24 protein-coding genes and 2 pseudogenes are annotated in these 25,096 nt (G+C 72.5%); 17 read left to right on the forward strand and 9 right to left on the reverse strand.

What is annotated here, in order from left to right; genetic code table 11:
* Positions 1–6: 6 nt before the first annotated feature.
* On the reverse strand, positions 7–654 hold the full coding sequence (locus E4N62_RS42440) for a class I SAM-dependent methyltransferase (RefSeq protein WP_230223461.1): 648 nt from the start codon (positions 652–654) through the stop codon (positions 7–9).
* Positions 655–826: 172 nt separating this feature from the next.
* Here E4N62_RS42440 and pgm point away from each other — a divergent pair, with 172 nt between their 5' ends.
* From pgm to E4N62_RS42460, 4 genes and pseudogenes are all read left to right on the forward strand, one after another.
* Positions 827–2,467, forward strand: coding sequence for a phosphoglucomutase (alpha-D-glucose-1,6-bisphosphate-dependent) (gene pgm, locus E4N62_RS42445; RefSeq protein ID WP_230223462.1), 1,641 nt, complete (start codon positions 827–829; stop codon positions 2,465–2,467).
* 109 nt (positions 2,468–2,576) lie between these two features.
* Positions 2,577–3,212 (forward strand): annotated as a pseudogene (locus tag E4N62_RS42450) (aspartate aminotransferase family protein); the annotation flags it as partial.
* Positions 3,213–3,451: 239 nt separating this feature from the next.
* Complete coding sequence (locus tag E4N62_RS42455) at positions 3,452–4,483, forward strand: serine protease (RefSeq protein WP_230223463.1); 1,032 nt, start codon at positions 3,452–3,454, stop codon at positions 4,481–4,483.
* 64 nt (positions 4,484–4,547) lie between these two features.
* A complete protein-coding gene (locus E4N62_RS42460; RefSeq protein ID WP_230223464.1) occupies positions 4,548–4,778 on the forward strand; it encodes a hypothetical protein in 231 nt (76 codons plus the stop codon).
* A 68-nt stretch (positions 4,779–4,846) separates the two neighbouring features.
* Here E4N62_RS42460 and E4N62_RS42465 read toward each other — a convergent pair whose 3' ends face one another.
* Positions 4,847–6,697: a serine/threonine-protein kinase gene (locus E4N62_RS42465; RefSeq protein ID WP_230223465.1), complete on the reverse strand. Its 1,851-nt coding sequence runs from the start codon at positions 6,695–6,697 to the stop codon at positions 4,847–4,849.
* 81 nt (positions 6,698–6,778) lie between these two features.
* On the reverse strand, positions 6,779–7,348 hold the full coding sequence (locus E4N62_RS42470) for a TetR/AcrR family transcriptional regulator (protein ID WP_230223466.1): 570 nt from the start codon (positions 7,346–7,348) through the stop codon (positions 6,779–6,781).
* Between the two features lie 205 nt (positions 7,349–7,553).
* On the opposite strand from E4N62_RS42470, the gene E4N62_RS42475 reads away from it, so the two are divergent.
* Both E4N62_RS42475 and E4N62_RS42480 read left to right on the forward strand, forming a co-directional pair.
* Complete coding sequence (locus tag E4N62_RS42475; protein WP_230223467.1) at positions 7,554–8,255, forward strand: SDR family oxidoreductase; 702 nt, start codon at positions 7,554–7,556, stop codon at positions 8,253–8,255.
* A gap of 16 nt (positions 8,256–8,271) precedes the next feature.
* Positions 8,272–9,150: an alpha/beta fold hydrolase gene (locus E4N62_RS42480; RefSeq protein WP_230223468.1), complete on the forward strand. Its 879-nt coding sequence runs from the start codon at positions 8,272–8,274 to the stop codon at positions 9,148–9,150.
* Here E4N62_RS42480 and E4N62_RS49945 read toward each other — a convergent pair.
* From E4N62_RS49945 to E4N62_RS42500, 3 genes and pseudogenes are all read right to left on the reverse strand, one after another.
* Positions 9,141–9,281, reverse strand: a pseudogene (locus tag E4N62_RS49945) (respiratory nitrate reductase subunit gamma); the annotation flags it as partial. The gene E4N62_RS42480 and the pseudogene E4N62_RS49945 overlap by 10 nt on opposite strands.
* A 104-nt stretch (positions 9,282–9,385) precedes the next feature.
* A complete protein-coding gene (locus E4N62_RS42495) occupies positions 9,386–10,069 on the reverse strand; it encodes a CBS domain-containing protein (protein WP_230223469.1) in 684 nt (227 codons plus the stop codon).
* A gap of 47 nt (positions 10,070–10,116) precedes the next feature.
* Positions 10,117–10,581 (reverse strand): cyclic nucleotide-binding domain-containing protein, encoded by a 465-nt coding sequence (locus tag E4N62_RS42500; RefSeq protein WP_230223470.1) that lies wholly within the window; start codon positions 10,579–10,581, stop codon positions 10,117–10,119.
* Positions 10,582–10,777: 196 nt separating this feature from the next.
* On the opposite strand from E4N62_RS42500, the gene E4N62_RS42505 reads away from it, so the two are divergent.
* From E4N62_RS42505 to E4N62_RS42540, 8 genes are all read left to right on the forward strand, one after another.
* Positions 10,778–11,029, forward strand: a complete 252-nt coding sequence (locus E4N62_RS42505) for a hypothetical protein (RefSeq protein WP_230223471.1) — start codon at positions 10,778–10,780, stop codon at positions 11,027–11,029.
* 219 nt (positions 11,030–11,248) lie between these two features.
* Positions 11,249–12,172 carry a carbamate kinase gene (locus E4N62_RS42510; protein ID WP_230223472.1) on the forward strand — a complete coding sequence of 308 codons (924 nt, stop codon included), beginning with the start codon at positions 11,249–11,251 and terminating at the stop codon, positions 12,170–12,172.
* A gap of 155 nt (positions 12,173–12,327) precedes the next feature.
* Positions 12,328–12,534, forward strand: coding sequence for a hypothetical protein (locus E4N62_RS42515; RefSeq protein WP_230223774.1), 207 nt, complete (start codon positions 12,328–12,330; stop codon positions 12,532–12,534).
* A gap of 5 nt (positions 12,535–12,539) precedes the next feature.
* Complete coding sequence (locus E4N62_RS49950) at positions 12,540–12,773, forward strand: hypothetical protein (protein WP_374117224.1); 234 nt, start codon at positions 12,540–12,542, stop codon at positions 12,771–12,773.
* Between the two features lie 152 nt (positions 12,774–12,925).
* Entirely contained in the window at positions 12,926–13,555 is a 630-nt protein-coding gene (locus E4N62_RS42525; protein WP_230223473.1) for a DoxX family membrane protein, read from the forward strand.
* Between the two features lie 188 nt (positions 13,556–13,743).
* The gene (locus E4N62_RS42530) at positions 13,744–14,649 is read left to right on the forward strand and encodes a universal stress protein (protein WP_230223474.1); all 906 of its coding nucleotides are present in this window, start codon (positions 13,744–13,746) and stop codon (positions 14,647–14,649) included.
* A gap of 25 nt (positions 14,650–14,674) precedes the next feature.
* Positions 14,675–15,697, forward strand: coding sequence for an alcohol dehydrogenase AdhP (gene adhP / locus E4N62_RS42535; protein ID WP_230223475.1), 1,023 nt, complete (start codon positions 14,675–14,677; stop codon positions 15,695–15,697).
* 5 nt (positions 15,698–15,702) lie between these two features.
* Entirely contained in the window at positions 15,703–16,581 is an 879-nt protein-coding gene (locus E4N62_RS42540; protein WP_230223476.1) for a universal stress protein, read from the forward strand.
* Positions 16,582–16,598: 17 nt separating this feature from the next.
* Here E4N62_RS42540 and ppk2 read toward each other — a convergent pair whose 3' ends face one another.
* On the reverse strand, positions 16,599–17,402 hold the full coding sequence (ppk2, locus tag E4N62_RS42545; RefSeq protein WP_230223477.1) for a polyphosphate kinase 2: 804 nt from the start codon (positions 17,400–17,402) through the stop codon (positions 16,599–16,601).
* A gap of 49 nt (positions 17,403–17,451) precedes the next feature.
* Here ppk2 and E4N62_RS42550 point away from each other — a divergent pair, with 49 nt between their 5' ends.
* Positions 17,452–19,830: a phosphoketolase gene (locus E4N62_RS42550; protein WP_230223479.1), complete on the forward strand. Its 2,379-nt coding sequence runs from the start codon at positions 17,452–17,454 to the stop codon at positions 19,828–19,830.
* A gap of 18 nt (positions 19,831–19,848) precedes the next feature.
* On the opposite strand, the gene E4N62_RS42555 is transcribed toward E4N62_RS42550, so the two are convergent.
* Positions 19,849–20,241, reverse strand: coding sequence for an STAS domain-containing protein (locus E4N62_RS42555; protein ID WP_230223481.1), 393 nt, complete (start codon positions 20,239–20,241; stop codon positions 19,849–19,851).
* A 266-nt stretch (positions 20,242–20,507) separates the two neighbouring features.
* Between E4N62_RS42555 and E4N62_RS42560 the strand changes: the two genes are divergently transcribed.
* Positions 20,508–21,338 carry a universal stress protein gene (locus E4N62_RS42560; RefSeq protein ID WP_230223483.1) on the forward strand — a complete coding sequence of 277 codons (831 nt, stop codon included), beginning with the start codon at positions 20,508–20,510 and terminating at the stop codon, positions 21,336–21,338.
* 26 nt (positions 21,339–21,364) lie between these two features.
* Complete coding sequence (locus E4N62_RS42565; RefSeq protein ID WP_230223484.1) at positions 21,365–22,261, forward strand: universal stress protein; 897 nt, start codon at positions 21,365–21,367, stop codon at positions 22,259–22,261.
* Positions 22,262–22,385: 124 nt separating this feature from the next.
* Here the strand turns inward: E4N62_RS42565 and ppdK are convergent, their stop codons facing one another.
* Positions 22,386–25,091: a pyruvate, phosphate dikinase gene (gene ppdK, locus E4N62_RS42570; RefSeq protein WP_230223485.1), complete on the reverse strand. Its 2,706-nt coding sequence runs from the start codon at positions 25,089–25,091 to the stop codon at positions 22,386–22,388.
* Positions 25,092–25,096 lie beyond the last annotated feature (5 nt).

Consider the following 25,096-nt stretch of genomic DNA (forward strand, 5'->3'; position numbering starts at 1 on the left):
CGCGCTTCAGTTCCCGGTCCCGTCGCGACGGCAGTACAGGAACAGATGGGGCTCGGGCCCGGCGTCGGGGTGGTCCGGCGTGAACACGGCGCTGTGCCGGGACAGGACCGTCAGTCCCGCCGCCTCCACCATGCCGACGACGCCCTCCTCGGCGAAGCTGGTCGCGCGGACCGGCAGGCCCATGAAGAGCACCTCGACGTCCTCCACGTCCGCGGGCACGGTGGCCAGCACCAGATGCCCGCCCGGCCTGAGGGCGCGGGCCAGACGCCGCGTCAGCGCCGTCTGCTCGGCGCGCGTCATCTGCAGCAGCGAGAAGAACACGCACACGCCGTCGAAGGAGTCCGCGTCGAGGGGGAGGTCCCGGATGTCGCCGTGCCGGAACTCGGCTTCGGGGACCTGACGGGCGGCGAGTTCCACCATGACGGGGGAGACGTCGACGCCCAGCACCCAGTGGCCCGCCTCGACCAGCGCGGCCGCCGTGGGCCGGCCCGTGCCGCTGCCCACGTCCAGCGTCCGCGCCGCCGGCGGCAGCCGCTCGATCAGCCAGCCCAGCGCGGACAGATGGGCGGGAGCACGCGCGAACGCCTTCTCGTAGGAGGGACCCAGCGCGTCGAACAGCGCGGCGGCGGGCGGCCGTTGGTCCTCTTGCCTCACATCGACGTCCCTTCGCTCGTCGACCCGTATGGTCGCACCCGCGGGACACACGCCACAACGGCCGCCCGGTGCGCGTGCGTCACGGCGGGCCGGGCAGGGGAGAATGAGGACCGTACTCGGAGGACCGTACTCAACGGCCCTCGACGGTCGAGCTTTGCGGAGGAGCGGGGAAATGCAGGACGCGCGAGCGGGGCAGGTCGCCGGGCCCGAGGACCTCATCGACGTGGCCCGTCTGGTCACTGCGTACTACGCGCTGCGGCCGGACCCCGCCGAGCCCGGACAGCGGGTGGCCTTCGGCACCTCGGGACACCGCGGCTCGTCCCTCGCGGCGGCGTTCAACGAGGACCACATCGCGGCCACCAGCCAGGCCATCTGCGAGTACCGCGCCGCCCAGGGCACCGACGGCCCCCTCTTCCTCGGCGCCGACACCCACGCCCTGTCCGAGCCCGCGCGGATCACGGCCCTGGAGGTGTTCGCCGCCAACGACGTGACCGTCCTCATCGACCAGACCGACGGCTACACGCCCACCCCGGCGGTCTCGCTCGCCATCCTCACCCACAACCGCGGCCGTACGTCCGGTCTCGCCGACGGCGTGGTCGTCACGCCCTCGCACAACCCGCCCGCCGACGGAGGCTTCAAGTACAACCCGCCGAGCGGCGGGCCGGCCGGCTCGGAGGCGACCTCCTGGATCCAGGACCGCGCCAACGACATCATCGCGGCCGGCCTGAAGGACGTACGGCGGGTCCCCTACGCCCGCGCCCTGGCGGCCCCCGGCACCGGCCGGTACGACTTCCTCGGCGCCTACGTGGCGGACCTCCCCGAGGTGCTGGACCTGGAGGCGATCCGGTCCGCCGGCGTACGGATCGGCGCCGATCCGCTGGGTGGCGCCTCGGTCGCCTACTGGGGCCGCATCGCCGAACAGCACGGGCTCGACCTGACGGTGGTCAACCCGCTCACCGACCCCACCTGGCGCTTCATGACGCTGGACTGGGACGGCAAGATCCGGATGGACTGTTCCTCGCCGTACGCCATGGCCTCCCTCATCGAGCGGCGCGACCGGTTCGACATCGCCACCGGCAACGACGCCGACGCCGACCGGCACGGCATCGTCACGCCGGACGGGGGCCTGATGAACCCCAACCACTATCTGGCCGTGGCGATCTCGTACCTCTTCTCGCACCGGCAGCAGTGGCCCGCGGGCGCCGGCGTCGGCAAGACCCTGGTGTCGTCCGGCATGATCGACCGGGTCGCGGCGGACGTCGGCCGCCCACTGGTCGAAGTCCCGGTCGGCTTCAAGTGGTTCGTGGACGGACTGTCCGACGGCACGCTCGGCTTCGGCGGCGAGGAGTCGGCCGGCGCGTCCTTCCTGCGCCGCGACGGCTCGGTGTGGACCACGGACAAGGACGGCATCGTCCTGGCGCTGCTCGCCTCCGAGATCACGGCCGTCACCGGCAGGACCCCCTCGCGGCACTACACCGAGCTGACCGACCGCTTCGGCGCCCCCGCCTACGCGCGCGTCGACGCCCCGGCGTCCCGCGAGGAGAAGGCGCTGCTGGCCAAGTTGTCCCCGCGCCAGGTCACCGCCGACACCCTCGCCGGTGACCCGGTGACATCGGTCCTCACCGAGGCCCCGGGCAACAGCGCCGCTCTCGGCGGCATCAAGGTCTCCACCGCCAACGCCTGGTTCGCGGCCCGCCCCTCGGGCACGGAGGACGTCTACAAGATCTACGGGGAGTCCTTCCTCGGCCCGGACCATCTGGCCCGGGTCCAGGAGGAGGCCCGGTCCGTGGTGCTCACGGCCCTGGGCGGCTGACGCCCGACCCTTCACGTGGCGTGAGACCGGTGGCGGGCACCCGGGCATCCGCGGGGTGCCCGCGTCCGCGACGAGCCAGTCCGAAGCATCGCCCGCTACACCCACGGCCATCGCCGAACGCCATGGCGTCCGCGTCCACTTCTTGGCCGCGTACGGCGGGTTCTTCACCCTCCGCGCTGGTGCAGACGGCCCCGAGGGGCTCCCCGCCGAGCCCTGGCGGGCCATCGCCCGAGCCGACTCGCTCGTCGTCGACCCGCACAAGCACGGACTCCAGCCCTACGGCTGCGGCGCCGTCCTCTTCCGCGCCCCCGAGGTCGGCCGCTTCTACCTCCACGACTCGCCGTACACCTGCTTCACCTCCGCCGAACTCCACCTCGGCGAGATCAGCCCGGAATGCTCACGCGCCTGCGCCTCCGCCGCCGCCCTGTTGCTCACCCTCCAACTGCTCCCGCCCACGGCCGACGGTCTCGGTCAGTTCCTCGCGGCAGGCCGGCGCGCCGCACGGAAGTGGGCCCGGCTCATCGATGCTTCCGAGTACCTGACACTCCACCAACAGCCCGAACCGGACATCGTCAGTCACTTCCCGAACGTCGAACCGGCCACTTCGACCGCTGTCGACTCCGCATCCGCGCGCATCCTCGCCGACAGGGCGCGCGTCCTGCGCAGCGTCCTGATGAAGCCGGAGTCCGAACAGCACGTGGAGGAGTCGCACCTCAGGGTCGGGCAACGCACCGAGGCCCGCTGAGCGGTCCGCCGTTCGTGGGCCATGCCCCGCCGGAGAGCAAGCGGAAATCCGGACCGGCCGAATAGGCAGGGTTACCCCGAGTCAATAACAGAGCGGCTGATCTGAGGCTGTTTGGCATGTCCTCGACCGGCCTAGGTTCGCTGTGCCCCGCACATCGACCGGCCATGTCGGTCATGCCGTCAGAAGTACGCACTCCACTCCCGAGTGCGCCCTCCCACGATCTTCGAAGGAGCTACTTCGTGCGCAGTCTCAGACACGCGATACTTCCGCTGGCCGCGGCCACCGTCCTCACGCTGATAGGTACGGCAACGACAGCCGAGGCGGCCCCCGCCCCGGCGCAGACCCGCACCCAGACCGAGCGCGCCGCCGGTGATCCCACCACCGCCGGGAGCGGTGCGACCAGTGCCGGCCGGACCGCGCGTCTGTCGAGCGGGGACCCGGTCGACTCGGCCCAGGACATCGCCGCGCTGGAGCGCTACTGGACACCGGAACGGATGGCGAAGGCCGTCTCGCTCGACAGAACGCCCGCGCCCTCCGGCGCCGCCACCATGAAGGCCGGCCCCACCGGGAAACCGGGCACGATCCCGTCCGCCCCCGCTCGTTCCGGCCAGGCGGCCCCGCGCATCAACGAATCCGCCGCGGTGGGCAAGGTGTTCTTCACCAACCCCAGCAACGGTGGCACGTACGCGTGTTCGGCGAGCGCCCTGAACAGCGGTTCGAAACAGATGGTGGTCACGGCCGGGCACTGCGTCCACGGCGGCAGCGGCGGCACCTGGATGACGAACTGGGTCTATGTGCCGCGCTACCGCTCCGGGGCCCGCCCGTTCGGCACCTTCGCCGCCAAGCAGATGCGCACGTTCAACGCCTGGATCAACAGCAGCGACCTCAGGCGGGACGTGGCCATGGTGACCACGTGGCCCCTCAACGGCAACAAGATCGTCAATGTCACCGGCGGCCACGGGATGAGCTGGAACTTCTCGCGCACGCAGCCCGTCACCATCCTCGGCTACCCGGGGAACTTCGACAGCGGCGAGATCCAGTGGGCCTGCACGGGCACGACACGGGCGGCCAGTGACAACGGCATCGAGCTCCAGTGCAACTTCGGCGGCGGCTCCAGCGGTGGACCATGGCTGCGTGAGTTCAACGACTCCAACGGCCTCGGATCGGTCAACGGCGTGATGAGCACCGTCACCTCGACCGGCTGGAACGAGGCCGCCTACTTCGACGACGCGGTCAAGGCGATGTACGACGCCCAGGGCAACGTCACCTGAAGCACCGCACCTGAAGCACCGCACCTGAAGGACCTGAAGCACCTGACAGGAACAGGAGGCAGCCATGCGTCGTAGCGCTACGAGCCGTTGGGTGGCGGCCGCCGCCGTTGTCGCGGCCGTCGTGGTGGCGGTGGCCGCCTGGCGCACCGCGGCCACCGCCTCGGAACCCGCGTCGCAGCCGGACTCCGGCAGCACGGCCCACGAGACACGGCAGGGGCCGGAGAAGGTCCGGCAGTACTGGACGCCCGAGCGGATGAGGGAAGCCGAGGGCGCGCCCATGCCGAAGCGCGACTGACGGGCGAGCACCCGCCGGAAGCACGGCTCCCGGGGGCGTGGGAGACCCCCACGCCCCCGGGAGCCGTGTCAGTCCGCCGCGGGGTGCACCCGGGTCACCTTGCCGTCGGTGTCGGCCTCCAGGTAGCCGGACTGGTTGTACTCGTCGCTCAGGTACACGGCCATTCCGGCCGGGGTGTCGAAGATGTCGTTGGGCTGCCTGACCAGCAGATAACGATTCTCCGGATCGGGAACGTTGAGCTTCTTCTCCGCCTCCTTCAACAGGACGGGAACCTTGTCCCAGTTGAAGTCGTCGAGGTTGACGGGCTGTTCGCCACCGGCGAGCGTGCCCTTGATGATGCCCTTCTCCACGCCCCGCCCCGGGCGGTAGGTGTAGGAGTCGTACTTCGTGTCACTGTCCTCGACCATGAGCTGGGCCGACACGTAGTCCGGGTAGACGGAGAAGTCCCCGTACCTGTCGCGGCCGGTCTCCTTCTCGAACGCCTTGATCGCCGTGCGGATGCCGTCGGGGGTCAGCATGCCGCCGGCTGCCACGTCGCCCGACTGCTGGGTGTCCTGGTCGTCCTCGGTCGGTGACGCGTCGTCGGACGGTGAGGCGGACGACTTCGATCTCGACTTCGAGTCCGAGGTGGAGGTGGTCGGCGCGGCCTTCGCGTTCGTGTCGCGGGCGTCGTCCAGGGGCAGCAGCCACCACAGCAGGACCAGGACACCGGCGAGCGACACTCCCGACAGGCTCAGCAGGACCGCGAGACGAGGCCCCTGTCGCCGTACCTCCTTCACGGGCGCGGTCGTCGGCTGGTACGGCCCCGCGCCCGGCAGCGACTGGACCAGCGGCGCGTGGCCCAGTGGTGACTGAACGGGCGGCGAGTGGTGGGGCGGTGACTGAACGAGTGGTGTGTGGACGGGTGGTGACTGGATTGGGGGTGACTGGGCGGGCGGCGGACCGAAGCCCGCGGAGGTGACCCGTGTGGTGCCGGAAGCGCCCGGCCCGACCCCGGTGCCGGGAGTCGGCGGATTCAGCGGATACGACGTCGGTTCGTCCCAGACGGGCGGGGTGGCGGGCGCGGGGGCCGTCCCCGACTCGACCTCGGCGAGTCGCGCGTCCAGTACGGCCGCGGACGGCCGCGCCGCCGGATCGCGCACGAGCACGCTCATCAGGACGTCGCCCAGCGCGCCGGCGCGCACCGGGGGTGCCACGTCGTCGTTGAGGACCGCAGCGAGCGTGGCCAGGGTGGAGCCCCGGCGCAGCGGGTGGTGTCCCTCCACGGCGGCGTACAGCATCATCGCCAGCGACCACAGGTCGGAGGCGGCCCCGCCCTCGTGCCCCGATATGCGTTCCGGTGCCATGAAGTCGGGCGTGCCGATGACGGAGCCGGTGGCGGTGAGGCCGCTCGTCTCGCGGATCGCGGCGATACCGAAGTCGGTCAGGACGGGGCGCCCGTCGGGGCGCAGCAGGACGTTGGCGGGCTTGACGTCACGGTGCTGGATCCCGGCGTCGTGCGCGGCGGTCAGCGCGCCCAGGACCTGACGGCCGATCCGCGCGGCCTCGGCCGGCGGCATCGGGCCCTGGGCCAGCCGGTCGGCCAGCGAGCCGCCGCTGACCAGTTCCATCACGATCCACGGGTAGGTGCCGTCGCCGCCGTCGACGATGTGGTGGATGGTGACGACGTTCGGATGGTCGATACGGGCCAGTGCCCTGGCCTCCCGCAGCACCCGTTCCCGTAGCGTCCGCGCGCCGTCCGGGTCGTACTCGGCGAGGTCCCGGTCGGGCGGGCGGACCTCCTTGACCGCCACGAGCCGGTGCAGCACCAGGTCCCGGGCCCGCCAGACCGTCCCCATCCCGCCCCCGCCGAGGCGGGTCTCCAACTCGAAGCGCCCGTCGACGACTCGTCTGACGGGGCCTCTGTCGTCCTCGTTCATGGGCGGGAGCATAGTTGGCGCGACCGACAGCCCTGTCGACCCCCGGGGTCCGGTCTCGCGGGAGACCCGGAGGTGACGCGGTCAGCGCATGCCCGCCGCGTCGAGCAGCGTGGTCACCGTCGGCTCGACGAGGCCCGTGAGGGTGTCCGCTCCGATGCCCGCGCGGGCTGCGGCGCCGTCGAAGAACAGGCTGAGCTGCCGGGCCAGCAGGTCGGGGGCGTTCGCCCCGCCCCGCTCGGCCTCGGCGCGGAAGAAGCCGGTCAGGTTCTGCTTGACCTGCCGGGCGACACGGCTGGCGGGATGGTTCCGGTCCTTGAGCTCGATCTGGGCGGCCAGGTAGGGGCAGCCGTGGAACTCGGGCGTTCCCGACTGCGCTTCCATCTGCCGGAAGACGTGCAGGATCCGTTCCCGGGGAGGCCGGTCGTCCTCCGTCGCGGGCAGGAGTGCCGCCACGTAGCGGGCGGTGCGCTGCTCCAGGCTCGCCGCCAGAAGTTCGTCCTTGCTCTCGAACAGCTGGTACATGGAGCGCTTCGACACCCCCGCCGCCCTGCACAGGGCCTCGACGCCGATGCCGACGCCCTCTCGGTAGGTGAGGGTGGCCGCCGCGCTGAGCAGCCGCTCCCGGGGACTTGGCTTCGCCTCGGTGGTCATACCGCGAGGCTAACGCGCTCCACGCCGAAAGAAAACTGATCGGTTTCCAGCGGGTCCCGTGCCCTCGCGCCCATCGTGCCCCTCGTGCCCCGCACCCCCATGCCCCGTGCCTCTGTGGCGGATCGGCACCCCCGGCCTTGCGCCTGGAAACCGATCGGTTTACGATGAGGGAAACCGATCGGTTTCCCATTCTCCGGAGGTAGTCATGACCGCATTGAAGGGCGCACACGTCTTCGTCACCGGCGGCAGCCGCGGCATAGGCAGGGCGCTGGTGGAGGAGCTGTACGCGCGCGGCGCCGGCAAGGTCTACGCCACGGCCCGCGACCCGCGCACCGTGACGCATCCCGACGCGGTCCCCGTGGCGCTGGAGGTCACCGACCCCGCCTCCGTGGCGGCCGCCGCCGCACGGGCGGAGGACGTCACCGTGCTGATCAACAACGCCGGAGCCTCGGTCGGCGCGTCCTTCCTCGACTCCCCGGTCGACGACGTGCGCCGGGAGTTCGAGACCAATTTCTACGGCCCGCTCCTCCTCACCCGGGCCTTCGCACCCGTCATCGAGCGCAACGGAGGCGGCCACCTCCTCAACGTCCACTCCGTGCTCTCCTGGCTGGCTCTCGGCGGCTCGTACAGCGCCTCCAAGGCCGCCCTGTGGTCGCAGACCAACTCCCTGCGCCTGGAGCTCCAGCCGCGCGGCATCGCCGTCACCGGACTGCACGTGGGGTACGTGGACACCGACCTGGCGGCCCGCGTCGACGCGCCCAAGTCCGACCCCCGTGACGTCGCGGCACTGGCCCTCGACGGGGTCGAGGCGGGCGCGTACGAGGTGCTCGCCGACGACATCTCGCGGCAGGTCAAGGCGGGCCTGTCCGGTGACCTGGCCGGGCAGTACGCCCAGCTGGCCGAGTAGGAGAGGAGACGGCGAGATGCCCGTACGGGAGCCAGGTCCCACGATCCACGTCCCCGGGACCACGAGCCACACCATCGCCCCGCGAGCGGAACTCCGGGGCCGCGAGGGGACACTGCGCTACCTGAAGGCGGGCTCCGGGGCCCCTCTGGTCCTGCTGCACACCGTGCGCACCCAGGCCGAGCACTTCCGGCACCTCATCCCGTCGATCGTGGACCGGTACACCGTGTACGCCCTGGACCTGCCCGGGATGGGCTACTCCGAGATCGTGCCCGGCGCGTCGTACGACGAGCCGGCGATGCGCGCGGGCGTCGAGCGGCTCCTGACCGAACTCGACCTCCAGGACGTGACGTTGGTCGGAGAGTCCATGGGGGCCGTGCTCGCCCTGACCACCGCGGCCGATCTCCCGGAGCGGGTACGGCGCGTCGTCGCGGTCAACACCTACGACTTCCGCGGCGGCATCGCCAGGTCGAGCCTCCTCGCCCGCGTGGTGGTCGGCGGTGTCCTCGCGCCGGGAGTGGGCCCTCTGATCGCCGGGGTGGAGCCCAGGGCCGCCCTCAGCAAGATCCTCCGGGGCGGCCTCGGCGACAGGAGCGCACTGCGGGAGGACTACGTCGACGAACTCCTCCGGGTCGGGGGCCGCCCCGGTTACCCGGCCGTCGCCCGGGGCGTGTACCAGGCCCTGCCCAGCCTCATCGCCGCCCGCGCGCGCTATGCCGAGGTCAAGGCCCCCGTCCACCTCGTCTACGGCGAGAAGGACTGGTCCCGGCCCTCGGACCGGGAGGCCGACCGGCGACTGCTGCCGGGCGCCGACTTCACCGAGGTACCGGAGGCCGGCCACTTCATCGCCCTGGAACGGCCCGACGTACTGGCCGACCTGCTGAACGCGGTGGCGTGACCGCGGTACACGAGGTACGGGCGGACGAGGTGGCCGACCGGTGCGCTCCAGACGTGGACCAGCCGGGCGAACGGCCAGGCATCCAGCCCGCGCCGGTGCTGCCCCAGCGGGCATCGCCCCGGCCGGGGGCGGGCGAGCGCGACGCACTCCAGGACGACCGGGAGACGGTCGGGCAGCTCGCCGCCGATCTCCCAGCCGGCCACTCGCCGTCGGCCGCAAGCGCCCGACGGCGACCTCATCGGGGCGCGGCCGCCTCCTGTGACTGCGCCGACGCCCCGGGAGGTGTCAGGTCGAAGTCGACGGACACCACACCCTCCACGGCACGGACGAGCCGGGCCGCCACCGGTACCAACGAGGTGTCCCGGACCCGGCCGCCCAGTCGTACGACTCCGTCCCGCACGTCCACCCGGACCGCGGAGTCCGGGGCGGGGAAGAGGTAGGCGACGACCTCACGGCGGACCTCCTCGGCGATCTCCTCGTCAGTGCGCAGGAACACCTTCAGCAGATCCGCGCGGCTGACGACACCCACCAGCACTCCGCCCGCGTCGACCACCGGAAGCCGCTTGACCCTGGCCCGGGCCATCGTGCGGGCAGCCTGGGCGAGCGTCTCCCCCGACCCGACCGTGAGGGCGGGGGAGGTCATCAGCTCCTCGGCGGTCACCGCACCGGCCTTCGCGAGATCCGCCAGTCGTCGCAGCTGGGTGTACCGGTCGGGGTCGCTGTCGCGGAACTCCTCCTTGGGCAGCAGGTCCGCCTCGGAGACGACACCGACCACCCGGCCCCCTGCCTCGACCACGGGCACGGCACTGATCCGCCTGTCCCGCATCAGCCGGACGATCTCCTTGAAGACCGTCCCACGACCGACTGTCACGACCGTCCGGGTCATGACGTCGCCCACGACGTGCGGTGTGCCGTGCATGATCTCTCCTTCGAGGTCCGTGCTGAGGAGGGCGGGCGGCGGCGGCCTCAGCCGACGTTGCCGGCGCCGTAGGGGGCGTACAGGTCCAGCAGCCGGGTCCGTGCCGCCTGCAGACGGTGGGCGAGCACCTCTCCGACCCACAGGCCGACGGCCCGGCCCATGTCCGGGTCCTCCTGGCACATGAGGCGCACGGCCGTGGCGTCGAACTCGTACGCCCGCACCGGTGTCGTCGCCTCGGCGCCCAGGTGCCAGACGTGCGGGGGGAACAGCCAGGACCAGCCGACGAGTTCGTTGTGCCGGAGCGACTCGATGACGGCCGGCCGGCGGCCCGGCACCCGCATGTCGAGTTCGACGCTGCCCGTGCGGAGGATCCAGAACCGGTCGGCACGGCTCCCCTCCTCGAACAGCCGTGTCCCCTGCGGGAACGCCACTTCTCGGGCGACGCGCATCAGCCGCTGCCGGTGCTCGGCGGGCAGCGCCCGCAGCATGCTGGGCGTGGGTGTGGTGATCATGGCGTGCCTCCAGGCGGTCTATCGGAACTGCCATGCCCAGCCTGTGCCGCGCCGCCCCCACCCGCCATGGGCCGTCCGGTCCTCCACCCGGGCCGGTCGGCACGGGGGACGAGCCTTCCGGCACCCTGTGGCGGCCCGGGCCCCGCTGTTCCATGGAGACATGGGAAGACCTGCCCGAGCGAGGGGGATGAGAACCGTGGGTACCTCACTGACTCCCGACTTCTGGAGGCTGTTCGCCGTCCTCCTGGCCGTGTCCGCGACGCTCACGTTCGTGGTGAGCGCCCTGCTCGACGCGCTGTACGTGCGGCGGCTGCGGCGCCGGCGGGACCGGCAGCCCACCGCCCGCACGGACGGGGCCCCGGACGGGCGGTCCCCCACCCCGGCGCACCGCACACCGGACCGCCCACCCGCGGCCCCGCGCACTGCACACCCGATCGCCCGCCCGTGACCCCGGCGGACCGCACCCCGCCCCCGCCGGCGGACGCCGGCTGCACCACTGAGGGTGAGCCCCGCAGTCCGGGGACACGGCGACCGGGCAGCGACCGTGGGCGGTCAAGGCGGTCCCCCGGCCCCCTCTCCGGGCCGTCGCGCTGCGGCAGGCGCACCGGCCCGAGAACCGGCCGCATACCGTCAGGACCGTACTCTTCGCCCCCTGGAGGACCGAGAAATGCGTATGGTCGTCGCCCTCGGCGGCAACGCCCTGCTGCACCGGGGCGATCGCCCCGACGCGGCCGTCCAGCAGGCGAACGTGGACCGGGTCGCCACCGCCCTCGCCGCTCTGGCCCGCGAACACGAACTCGTGGTCACCCACGGCAACGGCCCCCAGATCGGGCTGCTCGCGAGGGAGAGCGAGTCCGATGCCGCGCTGAGCGCGCCCTACCCGATGTACCTCCTCGGGGCCCAGACCCAGGGCATGATCGGCTCCCTGCTGGCCCGCGCCCTGCACAACGCCATGCCGCGCCGCCGGATCGCCACCCTGGTGACCCACACCCTCGTCCGGCGTGACGACCCGGCCTTCGACCGGCCCGCCAAGTCGGTGGGCCAGGTGTATCCGCGGGACGTCGCCCGCCGCCTCGCCCGCGAGCACGGCTGGCACATGGCGCCGGCCGGCGACGGCCGACGGCGCGTCGTCCCCTCCCCGAGCCCCGAACGCGTCCTGGAGACCGACACGGTGCGTGAACTCCTCGCCATCGGCACGCTGGTGATCTGCGGAGGCGGCGGTGGCGTACCGGTCACCGCCGACCGTGTCACCGGTGCGCTCACCGGCGTCGAGGCGGTGGTGGACAAGGACCTCACCGCCGCCCTGCTCGCCGAGGAACTGAAGGCCGACTTCCTGCTGATCCTCACGGACGTGCCCTACGTCTACGACGGCTACGGCACACCGGAGCAGCGTCCCCTCCTCGACGCCACCCCCGACCAACTGCGCGGGCGCCGCTTCTCCGACGGTTCCATGGGCCCGAAGGCCGAGGCCGCGGCCCGGTTCGTCAGCCGCACCGGAGGGCTGGCCGCCATCGGCGCCCTGGACGCGGCCTACCAGATCGTCCACGGCCTCTCGGGCACGCTGATTCGCCCCGGGCTGCCCACGGAGTGAGCGCACGCCCGGCCGCTGGGCCCCGGGCGGCCCGGCACCGGGGAGAGGGTCCAACGGCCCGGTCGCGCGCGCCCCTCGGCACTCCCCGCGCCCGGCGTCGAGCGACCAGCATCCGAGGGGCAGGCAGATGCGACCGACCGAGGAGAGGACCGGCGATGACCGCGACCACGACCACGACCGTGGGCAGCCGAACGAGCGACGCCTGGCGGGACTTCGCCGGGACGCACTGGCGCGAACAGGTCGACGTACGTGACCTCATCCAGGCCAACTACACGCCGTACGAGGGCGACGCAGGCTTCCTGCGGCTCACTCGCGAGCAGCAGCTCGACGTGATCAGCCGCACCTTCCACGGGCCGATGTGAGCCGGATGCCCTCGCTCCGGTGCCGGATCCACTCCTGGGACCTGTCCACCGGCGTGGACGGTCCCGGGACCCGCTTCGTCGCCCGTGAGGGTGACGCCACCGTGTTCCACAAGCTCGGCGCCGCCAAGTACGAGGCCTTCGGGCTGCCGTTCCCGCTCCGCGACACCCCCCGCCCGGACGCCGACCTGACCGAACGGGTCCGCGAACGGTTCAGGACGCACGGTGTGCGCGCCTACTGATCCCGGCTCCGGCCCCGGTGCCCAACAGGCCTTGTGCACAGGGACGTTCAGCCCACCTGCCGCAGACCTTCGGCATCCGGCGCGGCGGGCCTGACGCGACGAGAGTGAAGTCATCACACCGCGTCCCCACCTTTCCCGAAGGGAAGCCCATCATGGCCGTGCACGAGCACCCTCACCGGAGGCCGGGCCTCCACCTGCCCTCCTTCCGCGCGGGCCGGACCGCCTCGCCGACCGAGCCCGCCCTCGCGGAGGCGACCGGCACGCACGTGGTGGCGGCCTACGCCCTCGGCTCCCTGCGCCTGCTCACCGGATTCGTCTTCCTGTGGGCGTTCCTCGACAAGACCTTCGGCCTCGGCTACGCCACCCAGTCCGGCAAGGCCTGGATCGACGGTGGCTCGCCGACCAAGGGCTTTCTCGGCTCCGTGGCCGTCGGGCCGATGGAGTCCACCTTCCACTCCTGGGCGGGGGAGGCCTGGGCCGACTGGCTGTTCATGCTCGGTCTGCTCGGCATCGGAGTCGCCCTCACCGCCGGTGTGGCGCTGCGGCTCGCGGCCCTCGCCGGCACGGTGATGATGGCGCTGATGTGGATCGCCGAATGGCCGCCCGCGCAGCACCTGTCGGACGGTTCGCCGAGCATGTCGACGAACCCGTTCGCGGAGTACCACCTCGTCTACGCCGTCGTCATGGTGGTGCTCGCCGCCACGGCCGCCGGCAACACCCTGGGCCTGGGCAGGTTCTGGGCCGGACTCCCGCTGGTGCGCCGCAGCCCCTGGCTGCGTTGACCGCGGGAGGGGCTGCGGGTCCGACGGTGGGCCCGCAGCTCCACCACGGCCCCGGGCAGGGCCGGTCGGCCCTCCCGAGGGACCTGCGGCCCCTGCCGGGAACCGCCCCGGCGGACGAAACTCGAACCGGGACCCCTAAGCCCTCGCGCGACCGTCCGATCAGTACCCCTACTCCAAAGGTGGAGATCATGAACCGCACCGTCACCGTCGGCCTCGACGGCTCCCGTGAGAGCCGCTCGGCGGCCGAGTGGGCGGCCCGTGAGGCCCAGCTGCTCGGCGTCCCGCTGAAGCTGGTCCACGTCTGGGAGCCCGTCCCGGCACCCATGGCGCAGGCACCGCTGCTCGGCGCGGAGACGCAGCAGCACTGGACCGAGCGCGTCCCCCGCGAGGCGGCCGAGGGCATCCGCCTGCGCCACCCCGGGCTGGAGGTCGTCACCGAGCACGTCTCCGGTCGCCCCGCCGAGGTGCTGGTCGACGAGGCGAAGGACGCCGCACTGCTGGTCCTGGGCTCCCGCGGACTGAGCGGCATCGGCGGATTCATGGTCGGCTCGGTCGGGCTGGCGGTCGTGGCGCACGCCGAACGGCCGACGGTCCTGGTCCGCGCCGCCGAACTTGCCTCGGACGAGCACGAGATGGACCCGGCCGGCATCCCGTCCGCGGCGACACCGTTCCGGCCCGTCGTCCTCGGCCTGGACCTCGAGAGCCCCGACGAGGAACTGATCGAGTTCGCGTTCGCGGCGGCTGCCCGCCGGAACACCTCCCTGCGCGTCGTGCACGGATGGAACCCGCCGCCCTACTACGCGTACGGCCTCTCCGTCGATCTGGAGCTCCACGGGGCCCTCGCGCGACGCGAGACCACCGCCCTGACCGAGGTCCTGCGCCCGTGGCGCGAGAAGCACCCGAATGTCGAGGTCACCGAGGAGTCGCACTACGGCACACCCGGCAACCACCTCGTCGACGCGTCCCGCGAGGCCTCCCTGGTCGTCGTGGGCCGCCGGGTCCGCCGCAACCCCTTCGGCGCCCACATCGGCCCCGTCACCCATACGGTCCTGCACCACTCCGCCGCCCCCGTCGCCGTCGTCCCGCACAACTGACGTCACCAACCGAGGAGTTGAACCCATGAAGGCAGCGGTCGTCCGAGCGTTCGGCGAGCCCCTGGTCATCGAGGAGCGCCCCGACCCCGAGCCGGGACCCGGTCAGGTCCGTATCCGTGTCGAGGCGTCCGGGCTGTGCCACACCGACATCCACGCCGCGCGTGGCGACTGGCCGGTCAAGCCGAACCCGCCGTTCGTTCCCGGCCACGAGGGCGTCGGCCTGGTCGAGAAGCTCGGTGACGGCGTCACCCACCTCCGCCTGGGCGAGCGTGTCGCCGTGCCCTGGCTCGGCAGGGCCTGCGGGCGGTGCGAACACTGCCTGTCCGGCTGGGAGACGCTGTGCGAGCAGCAGATCAACACCGGCTACGGCTGCGACGGCGGGTACGCCGAGAAGATGCTGGCCTGGGCCGACTTCGCCCAGCCGGTGCCGGACGGTGTCACCGCCGTCGACGCGGCACCGCTCACCTGCGCCGGCGTGACCACGTACAAGGCGCTCAAGGTCGCCGATGTACGACCCTCGCAGCTGGTCGCGATCTCCGGGGTCGGCGGACTCGGCCACCTCGCCGTGCAGTACGCCAAGATCGCCGGAGCGACCGTCGCCGCGATCGACGTCACCGACGAGAAGCTGGAACTCGCCGCCGAACTCGGTGCCGACATCCTCATCGACGCCCGCAAGGAGGACGTCGGCGAGGTGCTCAAACGGCACGGTGGTGCCCACGCGGCCATCGCCCTCGCCGTGAACGACGCGGCCTTCGCCGCCGTCAACACGGGCCTCAGGCGCGGCGGCAAGCTCGTCATGGTCGCCCTCCCCGCCCACGGCACCGTCCAGGTCCCGATCTTCGACACCGTCCTCAACGGCACGAGTGTGATCGGCTCGATCGTGGGCACCCGGCAGGACCTCGCCGAGGTCTTCCAGCTGCACGCGGCCGGCCGGACCAGAGTCATCTGCGAGACCCGCCCGCTGGCCTCCGTCAACGACTCCATCGACGAGGTGCTGCGCGGCCAGGTCAAGGCCCGGATCGTGTTCGACATGGGTACGGGACGGTGAGCGAGATGTCGAGGGACCTGCCGGTCGTCGTCGGCGTGGACGGCTCCGAGCCGAGCCTCAGGGCCGTGGACTGGGCGGCCGACGAGGCCGCACTGCGCGGGGCGCCCCTGCGGCTGGTGTACGCCTCGCTGTGGGAGCGGTACGAGGGCGCTCACGTGGCCGAGGACGTGGGCGAGGCGTCCGAGGGGGAGCGGCCCGAGGTGATCGTGGAGAGCGCCGCCCAGCGGGCCGGCCTCCGCCGTCCGGAGGTGAAGATCACCGCCGAGGTGCTGCCCGAGGAGCCCGAGTACACGCTGCTGCGGGAGAGCCGCACCGCCTCCCTGCTGGTGACGGGCACCCGGGGCCGCAGCAGCCTCACCGAGGCGCTCCTGGGTTCGGTGAGCCTGACGGTGGCCGCGCACGCGCACTGCCCGATGGTGGTGGTACGCGGCAGCCACGACAACCGGGCCCTGCCCGCCACGCACGGCCGGATCGTCGTCGGTGTCGGGGAGAGGCCGACGTCCTCGGCGGCGGTCCGGTTCGCCTTCGAGGAGGCCCGGCGGCGCGGCGCCGAGGTCGAGGCCGTACGGGCCTGGCGGTGCCCCGCGCACGAGAGCACCGACCACCCTCTCCTGACCGGGGAGCCCGCGCGGGCGCACGAGGAGCGGGCCGTGGAGGGGTTGGAGGCGGCCCTGGAGAAGGCCCCCGACGACGTCCGGCTGCGCCGCCGTACCGCCGAGGGCCATGCCCGGACCGTGCTGTCGGACGCCTCCCGCGACGCCGACCTGCTCGTCATCGGGGCCAGGCGCCGGCAGCGGCACTTCGGGCTCCAGTTGGGCCGGGTGACCCACGGCGTGCTGCACCACTCCGCCTGCCCGGTCGTGATCGTGCCCGAGCCGGAGTGAGCAGGGTGACCGGCTGTTCAGAGACCCGCCGCGTGATCGGGGACGTAGGTCTGCAGATCACGCGGCGGACGCTCGTAGCCGGTCGACGGCGGGCGCTCCGGCAGTTCGAGCACCGGGGGCGGCACCTCGCGGTACGGCACGGACGCCAGCAGATGGGCGATCATGTTCAGCCGGGCCCGGCGTTTGTCGTCGCTCTCCACGACGTACCACGGCGCCTCGGTGATGTCGGTGTGCACCATCATCGTGTCCTTGGCGCGCGAGTACGCCTCCCAGCGGGTGAGCGACTCCAGGTCCATCGGCGACAGCTTCCAGCGCCGCAGCGGGTCCTCCAGACGTCGCCGGAAGCGGTCCTGCTGCTCGGTGTCGCTGACCGAGAACCAGTACTTGCGCAGCAGGATCCCGTCCTCGATCAACATGCGCTCGAAAATGGGGCATTGACGGAGAAAAAGCTGATACTCCTCCTGTGTGCAGAAGCCCATGACGTGCTCCACACCGGCCCGGTTGTACCAGGACCGGTCGAACAGCACGATCTCCCCGGCGGCCGGCAACTGCTCGACGTACCGCTGGAAGTACCATTGGGTGCGCTCGCGTTCCGTCGGCTTGGGGAGCGCGGCGATCCGGGCGACACGGGGGTTGAGGTGCTCGGCGACCCGCTTGATCGTGCCGCCCTTGCCCGCCGCGTCCCGCCCCTCGAAGACCACGACCAGCCGGGCGCTCTCGGCCCGCACCCACTCCTGGAGTTTCACCAACTCCGTCTGCAGGCGCAGCAGTTCCTGCTCGTACGCCGCACGCGACACCTTGGTCGCCTTCTTGCCGGCCATGCCGTCCTCCACCGCCCGACGACCCCGTCGATGAGTTCCGGAGTCACCCATGACCCAGGTCGAACACCAGAACGTCACCGTACTTTCCGACGACGAGCTGCGCACCCTGGACGCCCACTGGCGGGCCGCCAACTACCTCGCGGCCGGACAGATCTACCTGATGTCCAACCCCCTGCTGACCGAACCGCTGCTCCCGGAGCACATCAAGCCGCGGCTGCTCGGGCACTGGGGCACCTCGCCGGGCCTCAACCTCGTGTACACCCACCTCAACCGGGTGATCAAGGCGCGCGACCTCGACGCCCTGTGCGTGTGGGGCCCCGGCCACGGCGGGCCGTCCGTACTGGCCGGCTCCTGGTTGGACGGCAGCTACAGCGAGACCTACCCGGACGTCACCCGCGACGCGCCCGGCATGGAACGGCTCTTCCGGCAGTTCTCCTTCCCGGGCGGGGTGCCGAGCCACGTGGCGCCCGAGGTCCCGGGCTCGATCCACGAGGGCGGTGAGCTCGGCTACTCCCTCGCCCACGCCTACGGCGCCGCCTTCGACAACCCCGACCTGCTGGTGGCCTGTGTCATCGGCGACGGCGAGGCGGAGACCGGCCCCCTGGCCGCCTCCTGGCACTCCAACAAGTTCCTCGACCCGGTCCACGACGGCGCCGTCCTGCCCATCCTGCACCTCAACGGCTACAAGATCGCCAACCCGACGGTGCTCTCCCGCCTCCCGCAGGCCGAACTCGACGCCCTCCTGCGCGGCTACGGCCACACCCCCCTGCACGTCACCGGCGACGACCCGGCCACCGTCCACCGCGCATTGGCGCACGCCTTCGACGAGGCGCTGGACAGCATCGCCCTGATGCAGCGCACCGCCCGCGAGGACGGTGTCGCCGAACGTGTGCACTGGCCGATGATCGTGCTGCGCACCCCCAAGGGCTGGACCGGCCCCGCCGAGGTCGACGGCCGGCCCGTGGAGGGCACCTGGCGTGCCCACCAGGTCCCGCTCGCCGCCGTACGGGAGAACCCCGAGCACCTGCGCCAGCTGGAGGCCTGGCTGCGCTCGTACCGGCCGCACGAGCTGTTCGGCCCCGACGGCCGCCCGGTCGCCGACGTGCTCGCCTGCGTCCCCTCCGGCACCCGGCGGCTGGGCGCCACCCCGCATGCCAACGGCGGACTCCTCGTCCGCGACCTGCCCGTCCGCTCCCTGGACGACTTCGCCGTGCCGGTCGAGAAGCCCGGCACGACGCTCCACGAGCCGACCCGGGTCCTCGGCGACCTCCTGGCCCAGGTCATGAAGGACACCCGCCTGCGCCGGGACTTCCGCGTCGTCGGACCGGACGAGACCGCCTCCAACCGCCTGCAGGCCGTCTTCGACGCCAGCGGCAAGGCCTGGCAGGCCGAGCACCTGCCGGTCGACGAACACCTCGACCGGCACGGCCGGGTCCTGGAGATCCTCTCCGAACACCTCTGCCAGGGCTGGCTGGAGGGCTACCTCCTCACCGGCCGGCACGGACTGTTCTCCTGCTACGAGGCGTTCGTGCACATCGTCGACTCCATGGTCAACCAGCACATCAAGTGGCTCAGGACATCGAGGGAGTTGCCCTGGCGGGCCCCGATCGCCTCCCTCAACTACCTGCTCACCTCGCACGTCTGGCGGCAGGACCACAACGGCTTCTCCCACCAGGACCCCGGCTTCGTCGACCACGTCCTCAACAAGAGCCCCGAGGTCGTCCGCGTCTATCTGCCGCCGGACGCCAACACGCTGCTGTCGGTCGCGGACCACGCCCTGCGCAGCCGCGACTACGTCAACGTGATCGTGGCCGGCAAACAGCCCTGCTTCGACTGGCTGTCGATGGACGAGGCGCGCGCCCACTGCACGCGCGGCGCCGGGATCTGGGACTGGGCGGGCAGCGAGAACGGCGGCGAACCGGACGTCGTGCTCGCCTGCGCCGGCGACGTGCCCACCCAGGAGGTCCTGGCAGCGGCCCAGCTGCTGCGCCGGCATCTGCCCCAGCTCGCCGTGCGGGTGGTCAACGTCGTGGACATGACCCGGCTGCTGCCCCGTGAGGAGCACCCGCACGGCATGACCGACTTCGAGTACGACGGCCTGTTCACCACGGACAAGCCGGTGATCTTCGCCTACCACGGCTATCCGTGGCTCATCCACCGCCTCGCCTACCGCCGCGCGGGCCACGGCAACACACACGTCCGCGGCTACAAGGAGTCAGGGACGACGACCACTCCGTTCGACATGGTCGTCCGCAACGACCTCGACCGCTACCGCCTCGTCATGGACGTCATCGACCGCGTCCCCGGCCTCGCCGTCCGCGCCGCCGCCGTACGCCAGCAGATGGCGGACGCGCGGACCCGTCACCACGCCTGGATCCGCGAGCACGGGACCGATCTGCCGGAGATCGCCGACTGGCACTGGGCCTGACGCCGCCGGGCCACGGTCTCACCCGCGTGAGGCCGTGGCCCGTTGCACCGGCACCCCGTCGCCGAGCACCTCGGGCAGGTCCGGGTGCACCTCGAAGGCGTTGCTCAGCCCCGTGCACCGCAGCAGCCGCCGGAACGCGCTCGCGCGCGTGACCAGCCGCAGCCGGCCGTGCCGGGCCCGGATCCGGCTCTTCGCCCGGCACAGGACACCGAGACCGGAACAGTCGACGAAGGACACGGAACGCAGATCCAGCACCAGGTCGGGACGGGACACGGCGGTCAGGGCGTCCAGGGCCGCCGAGAGGGCCGGTACCGCCAGCAGGTCGAGCTCCCCGCGCAGCGTCACGACCGTGCTGCCGTCGGCCGCCCGCGTCGTGCGGTACGGGGAGGACCTCGTGTGGTTGCCGTCCATGGAGAAAGACAAGCCAACCTGCGCGATCGGCGGTAGGGCCGTTCGGTCCCTACCGGGGATCCGCACGGCCCGGTCGGCCCACCCCGCGGCACCCCGCACATCACGACCCCCGCGCCACGGCCCGAACGTCCCTGCGGACAGGGGACGTTCGGCACGCCGCCGGGTTCACCCGGCTCCTGCCCCCGCGGGCGGCACACGGCGAGCATCGTGGGTGGGGGCCACCGTCCGGTGCCCCCCGGTCACAGCCTGTCGAGAGAGGCCGAGCCATGACCCACCACCATGTCGTCGTAGGAGTGGACGGCACCCTGTCCTCCACCAGGGCCCTGGACTGGGCGGCGGGGGAAGCGATCCGGCGCGACGCCGAGCTGCGGCTGGTGTGCGCCGCTCAGGACCGCGCCGAGACGGTACCGATCCTGGCCGCCGCCGTCTCACGCGTCCGCGCGCGGCACCCCGGCCTCCCGGTGCGGACCGTCGCGGCCGAGGGTGGCGCCGTACGGGCGCTGGCGCGGGAGGGCGCCGACGCGGCGCTCACCGTCGTGGGCTCCCGGGGCATGGGGCGCGTCGCCGGCCTGCTCCTCGGGTCGGTCGGCCTGGGGCTGGCCCGACGTGCGCGCGGCCCCCTGCTCGTCGTCCGCGGGGACCACCCCTGCGACAGCGGGTGTGAGGTGGTGCTCGGCCTGGAGGACGACAGGGACGAGCGGGCCGCCGTCTACGCCTTCGAGGAGGCCCGGCGGCGCGGCGCCCGGCTGCGTGTCCTGCACTCCTGGCCCCACCGCCACGTCACGCCCGCGCTGCCGCCGCTCGTGGGCACACAGGGCCCCCGACGGGACCCGGCCACCTCGTACGAGCGAGTGGAGGAAGCCGTCCCGCGCTTCGCCCTCGCCGCCCTGCGGGAGCGGTACGCCGATGTCGCGGTGGAAGCCGTCACGGTGCGGACGAGTGCGCCGGAGGCGTTGCTGGCGTCGACCCGCGAGGCTGGTCTGGTGGTCGTCGGCTCGCACCACCGGACGTCCGCCGTCGTCCCGCCCCACACGCAGGTCGCCCCCGTCCTGCTGCGCCACGCGCACTGTCCGGTGGTCGTCGTACCCGCCGCATGACCGTGCAGACGCAAGGAGACCGGCCCATGTCACCGTCCCGTTTCGTCGCCGTCGGACTGGACGGATCGTCGGAGAGCCGTGCGGCCGCCGACTGGGCCGCACGTGAGGCCCGGATGTACTCCCTGCCCCTGCGGGTCGTGCACGCCGACGACCTTCCCCCGCACAACTACGTGCCCTTCGCCGGCGAACGCGTCGCTCCGCCCGGCGCCGACCGCTCCGCCGCGCTGCTGCGCGAGTCGGTCACCCGACTGGCCCACCGCCACCCGGGCCTGCCGATCGAGGCCGAGCGGATCCCCGGGCACCCCGCGTCGGCCCTGGTCGCGGTGGCCGGGGACAGCGAGGTGCTGGTGCTCGGGTCACGGGGGCTGGGCAGGGCCGCCGGGTTCCTGCTCGGCTCGGTCGCGGCGGCCGTGGTGGCGCGGGCCGGACGACCGGTCGTCCTCGTCCGCGCCGAGGCAGCGGGTGAGTACCGGACCGACGCCCCCGGAATCGGGACGACCGCCTACCGGGACGTCGTGCTGGGGCTGGACCTCGACGAGCCCGACGACACGGTCGTCGCGTTCGCCTTCGAAGCGGCGGCACGGCGTGCGACGGGGCTGCGCGTCGTCCACGGACACGGCACGCTGCCGTACGGCGACAGAGGAGAGACAGGGGCCGAGCAGGCGCCGTCCAGGGCCGAGGACGAGCAGGGGTTGTCCGCCGTACTCACTCCCTGGCGGGAGAAATTCCCCGGCGTGCGGGTGAGCGAGGAGGCCGTGGTCGGCCGCGCCGACGCGCATCTGGTGGACGCCTCCGCCGACGCCTGCCTGGTGGTCGTGGGCCGCCGCATCCGCCGAACCCCGTTGGCCCCGCACATCGGTCCCGTGACCTACGCGGTCGTACGGCGATCGAGGGCACCGGTGGCCGTCGTCCCGCACCCCTGACGCGGCGCCCGCCCGACCGCCCCGCCCCGGACAGGAGGGGCAGGGCGGCGCTTTCGCGGGTGCGGGCGTCTTCACGGGTACGGGGCGGAGCGACACCGCGGGGGATCGGCGCCGCTCCTGTCTCTCACTGTCCCGCTGAGCGCGGTGCCGCACGAGTGCCGTTGGTCCCGATCAGGGTGGCCCGGCCGGCCTCCAGGCGGGCCACGGGGACGCGGAACGGGGAGCAGGAGACGTAGTCGAGCCCTGCCGCGTGGAAGAAGTGCACGGACTCCGGGTCGCCGCCGTGCTCGCCGCACACCCCGATCGTCAGGTCGGGACGGGCGGCGCGGCCCTCGTCGACCGCGATCCGCACCAGGCGGCCCACACCGTCACGGTCGATCGTCTCGAACGGAGAGGCTGTGAAGACGCCCTTGTCGAGGTAGGCGGAGAAGAAGGCCGCCTCGACGTCGTCGCGGGAGAAGCCCCACGCGGTCTGGGTGAGGTCGTTGGTGCCGAAGGAGAAGAACTCCGCCTGCTCGGCGATCCGGCCCGCGGTGAGCGCGGCCCTGGGCAGTTCGATCATCGTGCCGACGGGACAACGCACGGCCACACCGGTCTCCTCCTCGACCTCGGCCAGCACCCGCTCCACCTCCTCGCGCGCGAGCCGGAGCTCCTCCACCGCGCCCACCAGCGGGACCATGATCTCCGCATGTGGCGCGCCGCCGGCCCGGACGCGTTCCACGACCGCCTCGGCGATCGCCCGGACCTGCATGGCGACCAGTCCGGGCACCACCAGCCCGAGGCGCACGCCCCGCAGCCCGAGCATCGGGTTCACCTCGTGCATGCGGTCGACCGCCTCCAGCAGTTCGGTGTCGTGCGCGGCGGGCAGCTCGCCCCTGGCCTCGGCGGTGGCGACACGGACGGCGAGTTCGGTGCGGTCGGGCAGGAACTCGTGCAGCGGCGGGTCCAGCAGACGGATGGTGACCGGCAGGCCGTCCATCGCCTCCAGGATGCCGACGAAGTCCCGTCGTTGCAGGGGCAGCAGCGACCCGAGCGCCCGCTTGCGCTCGGTGTCGGAGCGGGCCAGGATCATCGCCTCGACCAGCGTGCGCCGCTCGCCGAGGAACATGTGCTCGGTGCGGCACAACCCGATGCCCTGCGCGCCGAACCGCCTGGCGCGGGCCGCGTCCTCGGGCGTGTCGGCGTTGGCGCGCACCTCCAGCCGGCGCACGGAGTCGGCGTGTCGCAGGGCCCGGGCGCCGGCCGCGACGATCGCGTCCGCCTGCTCGCCGGTCTCCAGGCAGCGCATGAACGCCGAGGCCACCAACGGAACGCCACCCAGGTACACGGCACCGCTCGATCCGTCGACCGAGACGACCGTCCCCTCCTCGACGACGGTGCCGTCAGGTGTGGTGAAGCGGCGGGCGTCGGTGTTCACGGTGAGGTCCTCGGCGCCGCACACACAGACCTTGCCCAGGCCGCGGGCCACGACGGCGGCGTGGCTGGTCCTGCCCCCGCGGCTGGTCAGCACCGCCTCGGCGGCCAGCATCCCGGGCAGGTCGTCGGGGGTGGTCTCCTGACGTACGAGGACGACCTTCTCGCCGGCGGCGGCCCGGCGTACGGCCTCGGCCGAGTCGAAGACCGCCGCGCCGACCGCGGCACCGGGCGAGGCGGGCAGCCCGTGGGCGAGGGCCTCACCGGTCGCGGTGGTGTCGAAGCGCGGGAACATCAGCCGCGCCAGCCCGTCCCCGCTCACCCGGGCGAGCGCCTCGTCCGCAGTGATGAGCCCCTCCTCGACCAGCTCGGCGGCGATGGCGAACGCGGCCTCGGCGGTGCGCTTGCCGACCCGGGTCTGCAGCATCCACAGCCGACCTCGCTCGATGGTGAACTCGATGTCGCACAGGTCGCGGTAGTGCCGCTCCAGCGTGCCCATGTGGTCGCGCAGCCGCCGGTACGCATCCGGGTCCAGCCGTTCCAGGTCCGCCAGCGGGACGGTGTTGCGGGTACCGGCGACGACGTCCTCGCCCTGGGCGTTGGACAGATAGTCCCCGTAGAGCCCGGGGCGCCCGGTGGCCGGGTCCCGGGTGAAGGCCACACCGCTGCCGGAGTCGTTCCCGAGGTTGCCGAAGACCATGCGCTGCACGGTGACCGCGGTGCCCAGATCGTCGGGGATGTGCTCCCGCCTGCGGTACAGCCGGGCGCGCTCGCCGTTCCAGGAGCGGAAGACCGCGAGGACGGCGAGGCGCAGCTGCTCCGCCGGGGCCTGGGGGAATTCCTCCCCGGTCTCGTCGTGGATCAGGGACTTGTAGGTCTCCACGAGCCAGGCGAGGTCACCCGCGTCGAGCTGCACGTCGTCGTGGACCTCCCGCGCCTCCTTGAGCAGGGTGATGGCGCCTTCGAAGAGGGCCGCGTTGACCCCCATCACCGTGCTGCCGAACATCTGGACGAGCCGACGGTAGGAGTCCCAGGCGAACCGCTCGTTCCCCGACGTCTTGGCGAGTCCCTGGACCGATTCGTCGTTCAGACCGATGTCCAGGACCGTCTCCATCATGCCGGGCATGGAGAACCGTGCTCCCGAGCGGACCGACAGCAGCAACGGGTCGTCCCGCTGCCCCAGGGACCGTCCGGCCGCCCGCTCCACGGCCGTCAGATGCCGGGAGATCTCCGCCGTCATCCCCTCCGGTTCGTCACCGGTGGCGAGGAAGGCCCGACAGGCCTCGGTGGTGACGATGAAACCGGGCGGGACCGGGAGACCCAGCCGGGTCATCTCGGCCAGGTTCGCTCCCTTGCCGCCGAGCAGGTCGGCCATGTCCCGGCCGCCCTCCGTGAAGTCGTACACGTAACGGGCCATGACGC

The sequence above is a fragment of the Streptomyces sp. MNU76 genome (genome assembly GCF_020982545.1).
GTDB lineage: Bacteria > Actinomycetota > Actinomycetes > Streptomycetales > Streptomycetaceae > Streptomyces.